This is a genomic window from Quadrisphaera sp. DSM 44207 (assembly GCF_900101335.1).
Lineage (GTDB): Bacteria > Actinomycetota > Actinomycetes > Actinomycetales > Quadrisphaeraceae > DSM-44207.
The window spans coordinates 188536-204796 of sequence record NZ_FNKA01000001.1 but is presented as its reverse complement, the minus strand read 5'-3'; the positions used below and the strand labels follow the sequence as shown (position 1 = coordinate 204796).

Here is a 16261-nt window from a genome sequence, read left to right as displayed (position 1 = left end):
CGGCTCAGGCCGAGGCGCCGCGGGAGACGAGGCGGGCCAGGGCCGACTTGCGGTTGGCGGCCTGGTTCTTGTGGATGACGCCCTTGGAGACGGCCTTGTCCAGCTTGCGGTTGGCGGCGCGCAGCGCCTTCTGCGCCGCCTCCGCGTCGCCGCCGGCGGTGGCCGCGTGCACGCCGCGCACCAGGGTCCGCAGCTCCGACTTGACGGACTTGTTGCGCAGGCGCGCCTTCTCGTTGGTGGCGTTGCGCTTGATCTGGGACTTGATGTTGGCCACGAGGAACTCCCTGTCGCAGGGGCTGAGCGGTTCGGTGCAGGACTGGCTGGTGCGGGTCGTCGGGTGGGCGCCTCCCGGGAGCGGGCGCACGCGCGCAGCCGCCGATGCTACCAGCGGGGCCCTGCACGACCGACCCGCGAGGGATCACGCTGAGTGCCCTCGCGGTGACGCTCCAGTCGGTACCGTCCGGTCATGACCCAGCTCGCCGATCCCCGAGCGGGCGCCGTCGCCGCGGCCGGCGGCGGGGTCGAGCTGCCGGACGGCGGCGCGGCGCTCGGCGAGCAGGAGTGGGCGGCGCTGCGGGCGGGGGTCGTCCAGCACAAGCGGGCGCTCGAGCGCTTCCTCGCCGCCGTGCACCGCCCCCGCCCCGGCAGCGCGCTCGCGGGCGGCGGGCTGCCGCGGCGCCTGGTCGCCGGCTCCTCCCGGTTCTCCCCCGCGGCGGTGGGCGTCGAGCCGGTCGGCGGGGTGCGGCTGCCGGTGTGCGCCGTGGACCTCCTGCGCACCCCCGACGGCGCGCTGCTCCTGCTCGGGGTCGACGCGGCGGTGCCCGCTGGCGCCGAGGAGCACCCGCAGCCGGTGCTCGCCGCGCTGCGGGCGGCGGCGCCCTCGGGGGTCGAGGACCCGTTCGTCGTCGTGCTGACCGGGATCCGCCGGCAGCGCCCTCCCGACGCCCTCCTGGCCCGCAGCGCCGGCCTGCCCCTGGTCGAGGCCGCAGACCTGCACTGCCGCGGCGGTCAGGTCCAGCTGCGCACCACCGCGGGCTCGCGGCCGGTGCACGTCGTGCTGCGCCGCGTCGCCGACGACCTCCTCGACCCCCTGCACGCCCGCGACGGCGCCGCGCTCGGGTGCCCCGGGCTGGTCGGTGCCGCCCGGGCGGGCGCCGTCGCGCTCGTTCCCGCGCTCGGCGGCGACCTGGCCGCCGACCCGGCCGTCACCCGCGCCACCGCCGACCTGGTGCGCCACCACCTGGGCGAGGAGCCGCTGCTCGAGGCCGCGCCCCCGGGCCCGCGCGGCGCGCTCGCCGGGCCCGGCCAGCGCCTGCGCGTGCTCGTGGTGGACGACGGCGCGTGCATGCGCGTGCTGCCCACCGGAGCGGTGCGCGTGCTCCTGCCCGAGACCCGCCCGAGCGCCCCCGGCGACGCCCGTCCCGGCCCCGGCGCCCGCGTCGCCGACCGGCGCGCGGCGGCCGGCCGGGTGTCGCCCGCGGCGCCCGCGCCGGTCCTGGCCCGCACCGCCGGCGCACTCTTCCGCGCCGCCGCCCACCTCGAGCGCGCGGACGCCGCGGCGCGCCTGCTCGAGGCCGGGCTGGCGCCGGCGGTCGAGGCCGGCGAGCCCGGTGCGTCCGCCGGTGGGTCCGTCGGTGCGTCCGCCGGTGGGTCGGCCGGCGGGTCCGTCGGTGGGTCGGTGGCAGCGTCCGTCGTGGCGGCCCTCACCGACGCGCGCACCGAGGCGAGGCGCGCGGGGGAGCGGCTGCCGGCCGCCGCGCTGGAGGCGCTGGAGGCCACGTGCGCCGCCCTGCCCCCGGGACGGTGGCGGCCCCGCGACCCCCGGGCCGCGGCGGCGTGGGTGTGCCAGCGGACGGCGGCGGTCACCGGCACGGCGGCGGCGCGGATGCGGCGCGACGACGCGTGGCTGTTCTGGCAGCTCGGGCTGAGCACGGGGCGGGCCGCCGCGACCGCGCGCCTGCTGGCCGCCGCGGCCGCCGCGAGCTCGGGCGGCCGGACGCCGGACGCGTGGGCGGCGCTGCTCGGCGCCCGCGGGCCGGACACCGCCGCCGCGGCCGACGGCGCGGGCGCCGGGGCCGCCGCGGCGGTGCAGCAGCTGCTCCTGGACCGGCTGCACCCGCGCTCGGCCGTGCACGCCCTCGCGCGCGCGGAGCGGTGCCTGGCCGAGCTGGGCGCCGAGCAGGCGGGCGCGGGCGCCGTCGAGGAGGCCTCGCGCCGGCTCGGACGGGCGCGCGCGGAGCTGGAGTACCGCCCCCTCGCCGACCTGGCCGCCGACCCGGCGGCCGCGGCGCAGCGCCTCCAGCGCGCGTGCGCCGCCGCCGCGGAGGCCCTCACCCGCCGCTGCTTCCCCGCCGTTCCGGGCCGGCTGCGGGTCGAGGAGCTCGCGTGAGCGCCCGGCTGCGCATCGCCCACTCGGTCGTGCACCGCCACGCCGCGCCCGTGGGCCCCTCGTACCACGAGGCGCGGCTGACGCCGTCGACCGCGCCCGGGCAGGTGGCGCTGCGCACCCGCCTGGACGTGCGCCCCGGCGGGTGGCAGCAGGTGCACGGCGACTGCTGGGGCGCGCAGGTGACCGCCTTCGAGGTGCACGAGCCCTGCGCCGAGCTCGTCGTCACCGCCACCTCGACCGTGGAGGTGGACCGCGCCGCCGCGCCGCCGCCCGGCGGGAGCTGGGAGCTGCTGCGCGACCGCGGCGCCACCGACGCGGTGGCCGAGTTCCTCGACGCCGGCCCGCAGCCGCCCGCCGGCCTGGTGCGCCGCGCCTGGGACGCCGCCGCGGACGGCGGGAGCCCGGACGAGGTGGCCGTCGCGGTCTGCCGGCTCGCCCGCGCCGCGGCCGGGAGCGCAGCCCACCGTGCACCTGGGGACGCCGCCCGCGCCGTCGCCGAGCTGGCCCTGGGCTGCCTGCGGGCGCTGGGCCTGCCGGCCCGCTGGGTCTCCGGCTACCGCCACCCGCGGCCCGACGTCGCGGGGGAGGCGGTGGTGGTTCACCCGCACGCGTGGGTGGAGTGGTGGGCGGGGGGCTGGCGGGCCTGGGACCCGCTGCTCGACGCCGCCCCGGGCGACGGGCACGTCGTCCTGGCCCGGGCGCGCGGGCGCTCCGACGTCCCGGCGCTGCGCAGCGCTCACCCCGGGCCGCGCCCGCCGCAGGTGCTGGTGCGTGTGGAGATGACGCGCCTGCCCTGACCCGCGGGCGCGAGCAGCAGGCGGGAGGAGCCGGCGGTCAGTCCACGGCGACGAAGACCGCGCGGGCGCGCACCACCTCGCGCTCGCCGGTGCGCACCGAGCAGTCGGCGAAGGCCAGCGAGCCGCCCACGCGGTCCACGCGCGTGCGCGCCTCCAGCCAGTCCCCGACCTGCGCTGCCGCCAGGAAGTCGACCGTCAGGCTCACCGTGGCCCGCCCCCGGTCGTCCTCCGCCTCGTGCGCGATGCCGCGGCTGAGCGCGATGTCGGCCAGCGTGGAGAGCAGCCCGCCCTGCACGGTGCCCCGGGCGTTGAGGTGCCGCTCCTCGATCCGCAGCCCGAACACCGGCCGCCCGTCGTCGTCCGCGACGTGCAGCGGCCCCACGTGCTCGAGGAAGGACCCCTGGTCGGGCAGGACCGAGTAGCCGGCGGGAGCGTCCACGCGCCCATGCTGGCCGCCCGCAGCCCGCGCCGCACGTCACTGCTCCTCGCGGAGCACCTTGCCCGGCGCTGTTCGCGTCCCTGCGAGCGCCGTGATGACCGTGTATCCACCGGAACATCAGGAGGATGCAGCGGTCAGAGCCTCGACTGCCGCCTCTACATCTTGGAGCAGCGCCTGGAAGGAGGGCAGTCCGCTCACCGGGCCCGAGCGGTCCAGGCGTTCGAGTAGCTGTCGTCGGTGAGCCGGAAAGCGTTTGGCAACCTGGTCGCGTCGACGACCTGTAGCGTCCGCCGCGGCGAGAAGCGCTTGGCGCAGGAGTGCTTTGGGGTCGGGGACCCCTTCGAAATCCCGCGGCCTGGGCAGCTCCAACGGTGCCTTGCCGCGCGGATTGCCTGCCACCGTCCTGATCGCTGCGGGATCCAGGAGCAGCCACGCCTCGGTCATCCGGACTGGGATCACAGGGACGAGTGGACCGTCGACTTGCAGCGCGGCGCACGTCTCGGTCAACTCAGCCCTACGACGGTCGCCGCCCGTCGAGTCGGCGTCACGGTGGGCGATGAGGACGTCCGGAACGTCGTCGAACAACTCCAAGCCGGCACGGATCTTGCCCTCCACCGCCTGGCCCACGCGACTCTGCAAGAGAGATAGATCCGGAGCAGTGATCCTGAGAGAGACGCCGAGATCAAGGAACAGAGCGCTCACCAGGTCCGCCAGGGGAAGGTCGGACGAGCCCTCACAGACGAACAGAGCGGATCGGCTGGGGGACGCGTCCGTCATATCGCCAGTTCGAGGGGCAGCCTCAGTTGTGCATCCCGTGGCGGAGCCAGGTATGGAATCACGTCTGCCCTGCTGAAGGTGTGCGGAACATCCTCTGCGCGCCATGTCCCGCGGTAGGGCAGGAGTGTGAGCGCACGCGCAGACTGCCCGCCGTCCACCCGCACGTCAGCAACCTCCGCGAGGAGAAGATCGTCAGGTCGACATAGTTGGACGACTCCGGGCGAGTGCGTGTTGATGATGACCTGCCTGAAGGGGTTGCTCTCATCTGGGGACCGCTCGACGTCGACCGCTAGGTCACGCACCAACTCGAGCATGGCCTCCAGGTTGGCCGGATGAATGCCATTCTCCGGCTCTTCCATGCAGATAAGGCCTGTGGATTGAGGGTCCTCGTAGAGGACGCATAGCGCGAGGAAACGAAGTGTCCCCTCCGATAGTGCTCTGGCCGGCAGGCGGAGTCGACCCTTCTCGTCCAAGAAGAGCGTGAACACTTCACGCACTTGGTCGAGTTCGACCTCCAAGCTCTCGACGCCCACACCGGACAGGTCCGAGAGGCGCCCGGCCACGCGTGCGTACGCCGCGTCAGGGTCGATGTGGCCGTCGACGTCCGGCTGATGGGCGATGCGGTAGAGCGTGGCGGCGAGGTGTCGGCCGTCCTGCGCCATGGTGCGGGGGGCCGAGAAGCCGTCCGGCTCCCGGAGGGCCGAAGGTTCAAGTGCCAAACGGCGCCAGCTCTGCATTTCGCGTCGCGCCGCGAGAATGGTCGGGTAGTCGTTCGTCGTGATGGTCGAGAGGACCGTCCGACCCGCGCGCGCGGCGGCTCGTGGTTGTGGTCGACCGCGGCTGCCTCCGTCGCCGTGCATATTGATGATCAGCCCCTCCTCCCGCGTCTCGGTGGAGAGGAAGGGGCCGCCACGGCGCTCACCCATGATGACAGCGTCGCGGAAACGCCGCGCACTGTGGCGGAAGCGGAGGTGACGGAGCGCCTCGCCCTTGGTGATGTGTCGCAGTTCCTCGTGGAGGAGCACCAGTCGGCCGATGCTGCCCTGGCCGGTCGGCGCCTCGAACCCCAGCGACACCTCGTATCGCAGAAAGGTGGTCGTGGCGGTGGCCTCTGCTCCTAGGTCGTCCTCGACGATGCGAGGAACGAGCATCTCCGCCGCCAGCTCGATGGGCCTCGGCTGGCCGTCATACCCGTGCCAAAAGAGGTCACGAGGGTCGCTGCCGCGGATGCCCGATGCCCCCCTGATGCGCTGAGACGCTTCGACCAGCGTCTCGCTCGATAGGTGGGACATGAACTCGATGACGTCGAAGACGTTCGACTTGCCGATGCCGTTCGCTTCAGCGATGCACGTGAAGGGACCGAAGTCGGCGTGCACATCGAGGAGGTTCTTGAACCCCTTGACCTCCAAGCGCGTCAGCACCCCTTGAGCCTACTGCTCCGTCCCGACGCTGATCCGGTGTCGCCCTCGGTTGGACGGCAAGGTCAGGGGGACGGCTGGACTCCGTGGGACGATGGCCCGGTGCCAGCCCTGCCCCCGCGCTCCGACGCCGGTGTGACGCCCGCGGCCACGCCCCCGGAGCGGATCCGCAACTTCTGCATCATCGCCCACATCGACCACGGCAAGTCGACGCTGGCCGACCGGATGCTGCAGATCACCGGCGTGGTCGACGAGCGGGCCATGCGCGCGCAGTACCTGGACCGCATGGACATCGAGCGCGAGCGCGGCATCACGATCAAGTCCCAGGCCGTGCGCATGCCCTGGGCGCCGTCCGGCGGGGAGCGCGCGGGCACCGCGCACGCCCTCAACATGATCGACACCCCGGGGCACGTGGACTTCACCTACGAGGTCTCCCGCTCCCTGGCCGCGTGCGAGGGCGCCGTGCTGCTCGTGGACGCCGCGCAGGGCATCGAGGCGCAGACCCTCGCCAACCTCTACTTGGCGATGGAGGACGACCTCGTCATCGTCCCGGTCCTCAACAAGATCGACCTGCCGGCCGCGCAGCCGGACAAGCACGCCGAGGAGCTCGCCTCCCTCGTCGGCTGCGACCCGGACGACGTGCTGCGGGTCTCGGGCAAGACCGGCGTCGGCGTTCCGGAGCTGCTGGACCGCATCGTCGCCGCCGTGCCCGCCCCGGTCGGGGACCCGGACGCCCCCGCGCGGGCGATGATCTTCGACTCGGTCTACGACACCTACCGCGGCGTCGTCACGTACGTGCGCGTCGTCGACGGGCGCCTGAGCCCGCGCGAGCGGATCGCGATGATGTCCACGCGCGCCACCCACGAGCTGCTGGAGATCGGCGTGATCTCCCCCGAGCCCGTCCCGAGCGCGGGGCTGGGCGTCGGCGAGGTCGGCTACCTGATCACGGGCGTGAAGGACGTGCGGCAGTCCCGCGTCGGCGACACCGTGACCAACGCCGCGAGGCCCGCGGCCGAGCCGGTCGGCGCGTACGAGGACCCCAAGCCGATGGTGTTCTCGGGGCTGTACCCGATCGACGGCTCGGACTACCCGGTGCTGCGCGACGCCCTGGACCGCCTCAAGCTCAACGACGCCGCGCTCGCCTACGAGCCGGAGACCTCCGCCGCGCTCGGCTTCGGGTTCCGCTGCGGCTTCCTGGGGCTGCTGCACCTGGAGATCACCCGCGACCGGCTCGAGCGCGAGTTCGACCTCGACCTGATCTCCACGGCGCCCTCGGTCGTCTACGAGGTCACGCTGGACGACGGGCGCCGGGTCACCGTCACCAACCCGAGCGAGTACCCCACCGGCAAGGTCGCCGAGGTGCGCGAGCCCGTTGTGCGCGCCACCGTGCTGACCCCCTCGGAGTTCATCGGCACGGTCATGGAGCTGTGCCAGTCCCGGCGCGGGGAGCTGCTCGGGATGGACTACCTGTCCGAGGACCGCGTGGAGATGCGCTACCGGCTGCCCATGGCCGAGATCGTCTTCGACTTCTTCGACCAGCTGAAGTCCCGCACGCGCGGCTACGCGTCCTTCGACTACGACCTCGACGGCGACCAGGTCGCCGACCTGGTCAAGGTCGACATCCTGCTGCAGGGCGAGGCGGTGGACGCCTTCTCGGCCATCGTGCACCGGGACAAGGCCTACGCGTACGGCGTGATGATGGCCGGCAAGCTCAAGGAGCTGATCCCGCGCCAGCAGTTCGAGGTGCCCGTGCAGGCCGCGATCGGCGCCCGCGTCATCGCGCGCGAGACCGTGCGCGCGATCCGCAAGGACGTCCTCGCCAAGTGCTACGGCGGCGACATCACCCGCAAGCGCAAGCTGCTCGAGAAGCAGAAGGAGGGCAAGAAGCGGATGAAGATGGTCGGGCGGGTCGAGGTCCCGCAGGAGGCCTTCATCGCCGCCCTGTCCACCGACAGCGGGGCCGACCGGGGCGAGAAGGCCGGACGGCGCTGAGCGCCGCGCGCGGGAGGGAGGATGGGCGCATGCCCACCCTCGTGGCCGTCTGCCGCGTGCACCGGCTCCTGCCCGACCCCGGCAGCGTCGGCGTCACGGCGATCGACAAGCGACCCGTGGCCGGCCCGGTCGGGGTGCGCGCCCTGGGCCTGTACGGCGACGTGCAGGCCGACCGCAAGGACCACGGCGGCGCGGACAAGGCGCTGTACGCCTACGCCGAGGAGGCCGCCCGCGCCTGGGAGGACGAGCTGGGCCGGGAGGTCGTGCCGGGGCTGTTCGGGGAGAACCTGCGCACGGCCGGCCTGGACGTCGACGGCGCCGAGCTGGGGGAGCGCTGGCGCGTCGGCGGGCGGGTCCTGCTCGAGGTGACCATGCCGCGCACCCCGTGCGCCACCTTCGGCCGCCGCCTCGGCGAGCAGCACTGGGTGCGCCGCTTCACCGAGCGGGGGCTGCCCGGCGCCTACCTGCGGGTGCTGCAGCGCGGCAGCGTCACCGCCGGCGACGCGGTCGAGGTCGTGCACCGGCCCGGGCACGGGGTGAGCGTGGCCGGCTTCCTCGCCGACCCCGCCCGGCACGCCGCCCGGGTGCTGGCGCTGGCCGAGGAGGGCGCGGTGGACGTCGCGGCCGACGTCCTCGCCGTGGCGCGGCGGGCCGCCGCTCAGGGCAGCGGCGAGCCAGCTGCTCGCGGCGGCGGCGAGGCGGCCGCTCGGGGCAGCGGCGAGGCCGCCGCCACCATCACCCGCTGAGGCCCCGCGCCCCCGCCGAGGTAGCGGGTGCCGGTGTCGACGAACCCGGCCCGCGCGTAGGCGCGCTGCGCGGCGGGGTTGCGCTCGTTGACCGTCAGGACGACGAGGTCCGCGGTGGGCACGAGGGCGGCCGCCAGCGCCCGGGCCGCGCGCGCGGCCCGGGCGCCGTACCCGCGCCCCTGGTGCTCGGCGGCGATGTAGAAGGCGCGCAGCAGCACCGCCCGGTCCGGGTCGTCGACGAGGTCCTCCAGCCAGCCGCGGCGGTCGAGGACGCCGAACCCGACGGGCTCCTCGCCGGCGAGGACGGCGAAGGCCGTACGGTCGGGGTCGGCGGCCGCGGCGGGGAAGGTGTCCGCGGCGCGCGCGGAGAAGACCTCCTGCTCCGGGTGCGGGCGCAGGCGCAGCACCCGCGCGAGCAGGTGCGGGTCCTCGGCCGCGCTCAGGGGGCGCAGCCGCACGCCGTCCCCGCTCACGCCCCGCTCCCGCTCGGGGCTGCAGCAGCCGGCGGGAGGCGGTCGAAGAGGTCCTGCAGGACGGCGTCCGCGTCCACGTCGCGCACCTCGCGCACCAGGTGGCGGCGCGGGTCGTGGCCCCACTCCAGGTCCTCGTGCAGCACCGGGCTGGGCACCAGCGCCGACGGGCACCGCTGCGGGGTGGCCACCCAGGCCACCGGGCCGACGTCCCACAGCGGCTTGACGCGCCGCCGCGCGGACGGCGAGCCGGTGTACAGGTCGGCGAGCAGGTCGCCGGTGCGCCCGCGCCCGCGCACGCGGCGCTGCACCTCCTCCAGCGTGGTGGCGAGCTTCTCCGTCACCTGCCGGCACGGCACGTGCACGAGCGGGACGCCGCTGTCGAGCAGCACCCGGGAGGCGTGCGGGTCCTGCCGCAGGTTGTACTCGGCCGCGGGCGACCACCAGCTGCCGTTGCCGCCGAGCCAGACGACGACCACGTCGGCGGCGATGTCGGGAGCGGCCAGCAGCGCCGAGGCGACGTTCGTCGGCGCGCCCAGGGCGATCACGTGCAGGGGGCGCAGGCCCTGCGCGCGCCCGCGCCGGGCGCGCTCGACCAGGTCGTCGGCGGCCGGGCTGGGCACCGGCCGGTCCGGTGCCGGCAGCCAGGCGCGCGAGCCCTCGCGCACCCGGCCGGCCAGGTCCGGCGCCACCGCGCCGTCCTGCTCCAGGGCCGCCAGCACCCGCAGCACCTCGGCGCGGCTGCGCTCCACCCCGGCGGCCGGGGGCACACCGTCCTGCTCGAACGGGGCGGCGTGCACGGCCTCGAGCGTGATGTGCTCGGGCAGGCACGCGGCGTAGACCAGGGCGAACTGGTCGTCGACCTCGTTGGCGGCGTCGGTGTCCAGCACGACCCGCACGGGGCCGGTCGGCGGCTGCAGGCGCCGCACCCGCTCCGCCTCGTCCAGCACAGCCACGCCCGCCAGCCCCTTCCGGTCGCCGTCCGTGACCAGTGAACCCGCTCGTGACGCTGCCACCACCCGGGGTAGGTGCCCTGCGCGCGGGAGCGGGGCACGCTGCCGCGCGCTGCTGCCGCGGGGGAGGACCGGGGGAGGACGGGCGCGTGGGCCGGATCCGGGTGGGCACGTCGTCGTGGACGGACCGGGAGCTGCTGGAGTCCGGGTGGTACCCACAGGGCGCGCGCACGCCCGAGCAGCGCCTGCGGCACTACGCGACCCGCTTCCCGCTGGTGGAGGTGGACTCGACCTACTACACCCCGCCGAGCGAGCGGAACTCGGTGCTGTGGTCCCAGCGCACCCCCGACGGGTTCCGCTTCCACGTCAAGGCGTTCTCCCTGCTCACCGGGCACCCCACCCGGGTCGCCGCGATCCACCGCGACCTGCGCCCGGACACCCGCCGCAGCACCGTGACCGCCGGCGACCTGCCGCCCGCCGTCGTCGACGCGGTGTGGGAGCGGTTCCTGTCCGCGCTGGAGCCGCTGCACGCGAGCGGCCGGCTCGGCGCGGTGCTCCTGCAGTTCCCGCCGCGGTTCGTCGACACCGCCCGCAACCGGGAGCACCTGGTGCGGTGCGCGCAGCGCTGCCGGCCCTACCGGGCGTGCGTGGAGCTGCGCAGCGCCACGTGGATGCGCGAGGGCGCCCGCGACGACGTCCTCGCCCTCCTGCGCTCGCACGACGTGTCGTACGTCTGCGTCGACGCCCCCCGGGGCCACCCGTCCTCGGTGCCGCCGGTCGCCGCCGTGACCGCTGAGCCGGCCGTGGTCCGCTTCCACGGGCGCAGCCCGCACTGGTCCGGCGGCGACGCGCAGGAGCGCTTCCGCCACCGCTACGCGCGCGAGGAGCTCGCCGAGTGGGTCCCCCGCGTGCTGGCCCTCGCCGAGGAGGCCGACGTGCACCTGCTGTTCAACACCTGCTGCGGCGACAGCGCCCAGGTCGCCGCCCGGCAGATGGCCGACCTGCTGCCGGCCGGGCTCCTCGTCGCGCCCTCCGCGTGAGCGCAGCCGTGCGCTCGCCGTGCGGGGCGGCGCGGGGCAGGATCGAGCGGTCCGCACCGCCACCGCAGGAGGTCCCGATGGAGCAGCGTCCGCTCGGCCGCACCGGTCTGCAGGTCTCGGAGGTCGGCTACGGCGCCTGGGGCATCGGCGGGTCGATGTGGGTCGGCGCGCAGGAGGACGAGTCGGTGCGCGCCCTGCACCGGGCGATCGAGCTGGGCGTGAACTTTCTCGACACCGCCCGCGGGTACGGGGAGAGCGAGCGCATCGTCGGGCGGGTCGTGCGCGACCACGCCGACCAGTGGCTGTACGTGGCCACCAAGGTGCCGCCGAAGAACGGCACGTGGCCCGCCCCGCGCGGCATCCACCCCGACGAGGCCTTCCCCGGTGACCACATCCGCTCCAGCCTCGAGACCAGCTTGCGGATCTCGGGCCTCGAGCGCTTCGACGTCCTGCAGCTGCACGTCTGGAGCGACGACTGGGTCGGGCGCGGGTACTGGCTGGAGACCGTCGACGCCCTCAAGGAGGAGGGCAAGATCGGCGCGTTCGGCGTCTCGATCAACGACCACCAGCCCGAGAACGGGCTCGAGCTCGTGCGCAGCGGCGTCGTCGACACCGTCCAGGTGATCTACAACGTCTTCCACCAGCAGCCGGAGGAGCAGCTGCTGCCCGCCTGCGCGGAGCACGGCGTCGGCGTCATCGTCCGGGTCGCCCTCGACGAGGGCGGCCTGACGGGACGCGTCACCGCCGACACGACGTTCCCGGAGGGCGACTGGCGCGAGGCGTACTTCGGCGGGGACCGCAGGCGCCAGGTGCAGGAGCACGTGCAGGCCCTCGTCGCCGACCTCGGCGTCGAGCCTGAGGACCTGCCCGAGCTCGCCCTGCGCTACGTGCTCTCCGCGCCGCAGGTCTCCACCGTCATCGCCGGCATGCGCAGCGTGCGCAACGTCGAGCGCAACGCCGCCGTCAGCGACGGGCGGCCGCTGTCGCCGGAGCAGCGCGCGGTGCTGGCCCGCCACCGCTGGGAGCGGAACTTCTACCAGCCGGCCTGACGAGCCGCCGCCGCGGGCGCCGCCCGTCCTCCTCCCGCGGCGGTGGGACGATGGGGGCGATGCCCTCCGCCCTGCCCCTGGCCGGTCCCGCTCCCGCGGACGGCCTGCTGTCGGCGTCCGCGGCGGTCGGCGCCGGCGAGCGGGCGCTCGGCGTGTACGTGCACGTGCCGTTCTGCGCGGCGCGGTGCGGGTACTGCGACTTCAACACGTACACGGCCAGCGAGCTGGGCCCCGCCGACCTGCCCGGCGCCTCGCGCGACGGGTACGCGGCCGCGGCGGCCGCCGAGGTCGGGTACGCCGCGCGCGTGCTGGAGGCCTCCGGGCTGCCGGCGCGCCCGGCCGCCACGGTCTTCGTCGGCGGGGGCACGCCCACGCTGCTGCCCGCCCGCGACCTCGCCGCCGTCCTGGGCGCGGTGCGCTCCGAGCTCGGCCTGGCCGAGGGCGCCGAGGTGACCACCGAGGCGAACCCGGACTCGGTGACGCCGGGGTCGCTGCGGCAGCTGGCGCGCGCGGGCTTCACGCGGGTCTCCTTCGGCATGCAGTCCGCCGTCCCCCGCGTCCTCGGCGTCCTCGAGCGCACGCACGACCCGGCGCGGGTGCCGCAGGCCGTCGCGTGGGCCCGCGACGCCGGCCTGGCCGTCAGCCTGGACCTGATCTACGGCACCCCGGGGGAGTCGACGGCCGACTGGCGGGCCAGCCTGGACGCCGCCCTCGCCTGCGAGCCGGACCACGTCTCCGCCTACGCCCTGGTCGTCGAGGAGGGCACCGCGATGGCGGCGCGCGTGCGCCGCGGCCAGCTGCCCGAGCCGGACGAGGACGACCTGGCCGACAAGTACGAGCTCGCCGACGACGTGCTCGCGGCGGCCGGCATGGGCTGGTACGAGGTCAGCAACTGGGCCCGCTCGCCCGAGCACGCGTGCCGGCACAACCTCGGCTACTGGCGGGGGCAGGACTGGTGGGGCGCCGGCCCCGGCGCGCACAGCCACGTCGGCGGGGTGCGCTGGTGGAACGCCAAGCACCCGGCCGCCTACGCCGCCCGCGTCGCCGCCGGCGCGAGCCCGGCGGTGGGGCGCGAGGTGCTCGCGGACGACGACCGGCGGGTGGAGGCCGTGCTGCTCGGCGTCCGGCTGGCCGAGGGCCTGCCGCTGGCCGCGGTGCCCCCGGCCGGCCGGGCGGCGGTGCCCGCCCTCGCCGCCGCCGGCCTCGTCGAGGCCCTCGGAGGGCCCGGGTGCGGGCGGGTGGTGCTCACCCGCTCCGGGCGGCTGCTCGCGGACGCCGTGGTGCGGGTCCTGCTCGGCTGGGACGACGCGCCGGCGGCGCCGTCCGGCCCCGACGCCGCTGCCCCGTCGGGGTGACGGCGGTCAAGGTCGCCCCCGCTCCTGTCGAGACCGCCTCGTGCGCGCACTGGCGGAGGACGACGAGCAGGCGGCCTTCTGGCGCCGCCACACCGCGGCCGGGATCGGGCTGTGCGTGCTGCTGCCCGTCCTCGTCGTCTCGCACGTGCTGCTCGAGGCCGAGGCGGCGCACGCCGGGCTGCAGCTGGCGATGGCCGCCGCCGTGGCGGTGCCGGCACCGCTGCTGCTGCTCGTGCCCGTCGAGCGGCTGGTCCGCTCCCCGCGCGGACGCCTGTTCTTCGACGGCTGGGAGGCGGCCGGCATCGCGCTGGTGACCGTCTTCTGCCTCGTCGACGGCGGCGCGGACAGCCCCTACGCGGCCCTGTTCTACGTGCTGCTGGCCCACGCGGCCCTGGCGTACCCGCCGGTCGGGATGGCGATCGCGGGCGCCGGGAACGTCGCCGGCTACCTCGTCGTCGGCGTCGTGGGCGGGGGCTCCAGCCCGCAGCACCTGCTGATCGGGTCGCTCGGCCTGGCCCTGGCCACCGCGGTGTGCGCGTTCGCCTCGTACAACCACGTCCTCGCCTACCGGCGCACCGCCGCCTGCGCGCGGCAGATCGCCGCCCTCGCCGAGCGCGACGGCCTGACGGGCTGCCTCAACCACCGCGCGTTCCACGAGCGGCTGCAGGCCGAGGCGAGCATCGCCGACCGCGACCACCCGCTGTCCCTGCTCATCGTCGACGTCGACGACTTCAAGGGCGTCAACGACACCCACGGCCACCCCACCGGCGACGGCGTGCTGCAGGCCGTGGCGCGGGTCCTCGCCGAGGAGTGCGGCCCCGGGGACGCCGCGGGGCGCCTCGGCGGCGACGAGTTCGCCCTGCTCCTGCCCTCCACGGCGGCGGCGGAGGCCGCTGCCCGGGCCGAGCGGGTGTGCGCCCGGGTGCGGGAGCGGGCCCGCGCCCAGGCGGTGACGGCGAGCATCGGCGTCGCCGCGACGACGGCGCGCGCGGACGGCGTGGGGCTGCTCGCCGCCGCCGACCGCGCCGTCTACCGCGCCAAGCGCGCCGGGCGCGACCGCGTGGCCGGCGCCGACGGCGCCGCGGGTGCGGCGCCGGCCGCGCCGGAGCTGCGGGCTGCGGGTCCGCTGCTCGCTCCGCGCGCTACTTCACCAGCCGCCAGGTGAGCGGGTAGCGGTAGTCGACGCCCTGGTTGGCCCGCACCGCCGCGATGATCCCGAGGACGAGGGCGACGACGCCGCCGACGACGAGGACCGGGCCGGTGAGGAGGAAGCCGAGGCCCAGCGTGAGGGTGCCGATCCCCAGGCACACGACGAGGACGACCGTGACGAGGATCTGGAAGTTCAGCGCCTCCGCGGCCTGCCGGCGCACGAAGATCCCGCGCTCGCGCAGGACCAGGTAGATCACGAGCGGCCCGAGGAAGGGCAGGCCCACGAGCCAGGAGGCGAGGCCGCTGAGGTGGGCGAGCACGGCCCACTGGCGCTGGTCGGCCGGGCTCATCTCCTGGCGCACGGTGCCGTGGTCGGGGCCCCCGGCGTAGCCGGAGGAGTACGAGCCGTACGGCTGCCCGGGCGCGCCCGGCTGCCCGTGCGGGGGCGGCTGCGCGCCCGGCTGGTGAGCGGGCTGCTGGACGGGCTGCTGGCCGTACTGCGGGCCGTACTGCGGGCCGTACTGCGGGCCGTACTGCGGGGGCTGCTGCCCGGGGTCTCCGGGCCTGGGCTCCGACACGGTTCCTCCTCGATCCGCCGCGGGGTGCCGCGGTCGCGGCCAGTGTCCCGCGCGCGGACCGGGCTGGTCCAGCGCCTCACCGGTCCGGCGCCGCACCGGTCCGGCGCCTCACCGGTCCAGCGCGTCGCCCGTGACGAAGTCGATCAGCTGCTCGACGCGCCCGGACAGGGCCGGCTCGAGGTCCGCGATGGTGTCCACGCCGGCGAGGATGCGCCTCCACCCGCGCGCGACGTCCGCGGGCGTGGCGCGCGGCCACCTCAGCGCCTCGAGGACCCCCTCCTTCCAGGGGCGCCCGCGGGGGACGACGGGCCACTGCGCCAGCCCGAGCCGGTGCGGGCGCACCGCCTGCCACACGTCGACGTAGGGGTGCCCGACGACGAGCACGTGCGGGGCCGCCGCGGGCAGCGCCCGCAGCGCCTCCTGCACCAGCCGCGCCTCCTTGGTGCCGTCCAGGAGGTGGTCGACGAGCACCCCGACGCGGCGTCCCGGCCCCGGCTGGAACGCCGCGACCTCCCGCGCGAGGTGGTCCACGCCGTCCAGGCCCTCGACGACGACGCCCTCGACGCGCAGGTCGTCGCCCCAGATCTTCTCCACCAGCTCGGCGTCGTGGCGGCCCTCCACCCAGATCCGCGACTCCCGGGCCACGCGGGCGCGCTGCCCGGTCACCGCGACCGACCCGCTCGCGGTGCGCCCGGGCGCTCCCGCGGCCCGCCGCGCCGGGGGAGCGGGCGGCGCGGGCGGCACGAGGCGCACGGGGGCGCCGTCCAGGAGGAAGCCGGGGCCGAGGGGGAAGGTGCGGGTGCGCCCGCGGCGGTCCTCGAGCACGACGACGTGCACGCCGCCGGACTTCTCCACCCGCACCACGGCCCCGCACCAGCCGGTCTCGACGTCCTCGACGACCAGGCCCGCCTCGGCGGGGGCGTCGGTGCTCCTCGGGCGCGCCCGGCGGTGCGGGCTGGCGAGCACGTCGCCGCCCCAGCCGCTGCGGCCGGGCGCGCGCCGGGGCTCGCGCGGAGGGTCGGGGGAGGGGGTGCGCACCACCGGCCGGAGGCTACCCGCGCGAGCTGCGCACGGGGGGCGACCGCGCCGGCACGGCGTACCCTTGGCAC

Annotated in this window: 16 protein-coding genes; 8 read left to right on the top strand and 8 right to left on the bottom strand. The window is 76.1% G+C overall.

Annotated elements, in window-relative coordinates; translation table 11 throughout:
- Positions 1-4: 4 nt before the first annotated feature.
- Positions 5-274, bottom strand: coding sequence for a 30S ribosomal protein S20 (gene rpsT / locus BLS82_RS00915; protein WP_092862441.1), 270 nt, complete (start codon positions 272-274; stop codon positions 5-7).
- A gap of 192 nt (positions 275-466) precedes the next feature.
- Between rpsT and BLS82_RS00910 the strand changes: the two genes are divergently transcribed.
- A complete protein-coding gene (locus BLS82_RS00910; protein WP_092860810.1) occupies positions 467-2389 on the top strand; it encodes a circularly permuted type 2 ATP-grasp protein in 1923 nt (640 codons plus the stop codon).
- Complete coding sequence (locus BLS82_RS00905) at positions 2386-3186, top strand: transglutaminase-like domain-containing protein (RefSeq protein ID WP_176818861.1); 801 nt, start codon at positions 2386-2388, stop codon at positions 3184-3186. The genes BLS82_RS00910 and BLS82_RS00905 overlap by 4 nt, the downstream gene beginning before the upstream one ends.
- A 37-nt stretch (positions 3187-3223) precedes the next feature.
- Here BLS82_RS00905 and BLS82_RS00900 read toward each other — a convergent pair whose 3' ends face one another.
- The 3 genes from BLS82_RS00900 to BLS82_RS00890 form a co-directional block, all read right to left on the bottom strand.
- Positions 3224-3625 carry a PaaI family thioesterase gene (locus tag BLS82_RS00900; RefSeq protein ID WP_092860807.1) on the bottom strand — a complete coding sequence of 134 codons (402 nt, stop codon included), beginning with the start codon at positions 3623-3625 and terminating at the stop codon, positions 3224-3226.
- A gap of 117 nt (positions 3626-3742) precedes the next feature.
- Positions 3743-4327 (bottom strand): DUF4276 family protein, encoded by a 585-nt coding sequence (locus BLS82_RS00895; RefSeq protein ID WP_218123413.1) that lies wholly within the window; start codon positions 4325-4327, stop codon positions 3743-3745.
- 71 nt (positions 4328-4398) lie between these two features.
- Positions 4399-5823, bottom strand: coding sequence for an AAA family ATPase (locus tag BLS82_RS00890; protein ID WP_092860805.1), 1425 nt, complete (start codon positions 5821-5823; stop codon positions 4399-4401).
- A 99-nt stretch (positions 5824-5922) separates the two neighbouring features.
- On the opposite strand from BLS82_RS00890, the gene lepA reads away from it, so the two are divergent.
- Together lepA and BLS82_RS00880 are read left to right on the top strand one after the other, a co-directional pair.
- The gene (gene lepA, locus BLS82_RS00885; RefSeq protein WP_369811007.1) at positions 5923-7812 is read left to right on the top strand and encodes a translation elongation factor 4; all 1890 of its coding nucleotides are present in this window, start codon (positions 5923-5925) and stop codon (positions 7810-7812) included.
- A gap of 29 nt (positions 7813-7841) precedes the next feature.
- The gene (locus BLS82_RS00880; RefSeq protein WP_092860803.1) at positions 7842-8558 is read left to right on the top strand and encodes an MOSC domain-containing protein; all 717 of its coding nucleotides are present in this window, start codon (positions 7842-7844) and stop codon (positions 8556-8558) included.
- Here the strand turns inward: BLS82_RS00880 and BLS82_RS00875 are convergent.
- A complete protein-coding gene (locus BLS82_RS00875) occupies positions 8471-9031 on the bottom strand; it encodes a GNAT family N-acetyltransferase (protein ID WP_218123412.1) in 561 nt (186 codons plus the stop codon). The genes BLS82_RS00880 and BLS82_RS00875 overlap by 88 nt on opposite strands.
- The gene (locus BLS82_RS15915; protein WP_218123411.1) at positions 9028-9984 is read right to left on the bottom strand and encodes a nucleoside hydrolase; all 957 of its coding nucleotides are present in this window, start codon (positions 9982-9984) and stop codon (positions 9028-9030) included. Before BLS82_RS15915 ends, BLS82_RS00875 begins: the two co-directional genes overlap by 4 nt.
- 146 nt (positions 9985-10130) lie before the next feature.
- Between BLS82_RS15915 and BLS82_RS00865 the strand changes: the two genes are divergently transcribed.
- The 4 genes from BLS82_RS00865 to BLS82_RS00850 all read left to right on the top strand — a co-directional run bounded on the left by BLS82_RS00865 (position 10131) and on the right by BLS82_RS00850 (position 14590).
- Positions 10131-11021, top strand: a complete 891-nt coding sequence (locus BLS82_RS00865; protein ID WP_092860799.1) for a DUF72 domain-containing protein — start codon at positions 10131-10133, stop codon at positions 11019-11021.
- Positions 11022-11098: 77 nt separating this feature from the next.
- Positions 11099-12070, top strand: coding sequence for an aldo/keto reductase (locus BLS82_RS00860; protein ID WP_092860797.1), 972 nt, complete (start codon positions 11099-11101; stop codon positions 12068-12070).
- Between the two features lie 59 nt (positions 12071-12129).
- Positions 12130-13425, top strand: coding sequence for a radical SAM family heme chaperone HemW (hemW, locus tag BLS82_RS00855; protein ID WP_092860795.1), 1296 nt, complete (start codon positions 12130-12132; stop codon positions 13423-13425).
- Positions 13426-13465: 40 nt separating this feature from the next.
- Complete coding sequence (locus BLS82_RS00850) at positions 13466-14590, top strand: GGDEF domain-containing protein (protein ID WP_092860793.1); 1125 nt, start codon at positions 13466-13468, stop codon at positions 14588-14590.
- Here BLS82_RS00850 and BLS82_RS00845 read toward each other — a convergent pair.
- Positions 14568-15152 carry a DUF4870 domain-containing protein gene (locus BLS82_RS00845; protein ID WP_092860791.1) on the bottom strand — a complete coding sequence of 195 codons (585 nt, stop codon included), beginning with the start codon at positions 15150-15152 and terminating at the stop codon, positions 14568-14570. The two genes, BLS82_RS00850 and BLS82_RS00845, sit on opposite strands and share 23 nt — an antisense overlap.
- Before the next feature lie 108 nt (positions 15153-15260).
- A complete protein-coding gene (locus BLS82_RS00840) occupies positions 15261-16190 on the bottom strand; it encodes a DUF3097 family protein (protein WP_218123607.1) in 930 nt (309 codons plus the stop codon).
- Between the last annotated feature and the right edge of the window lie 71 nt (positions 16191-16261).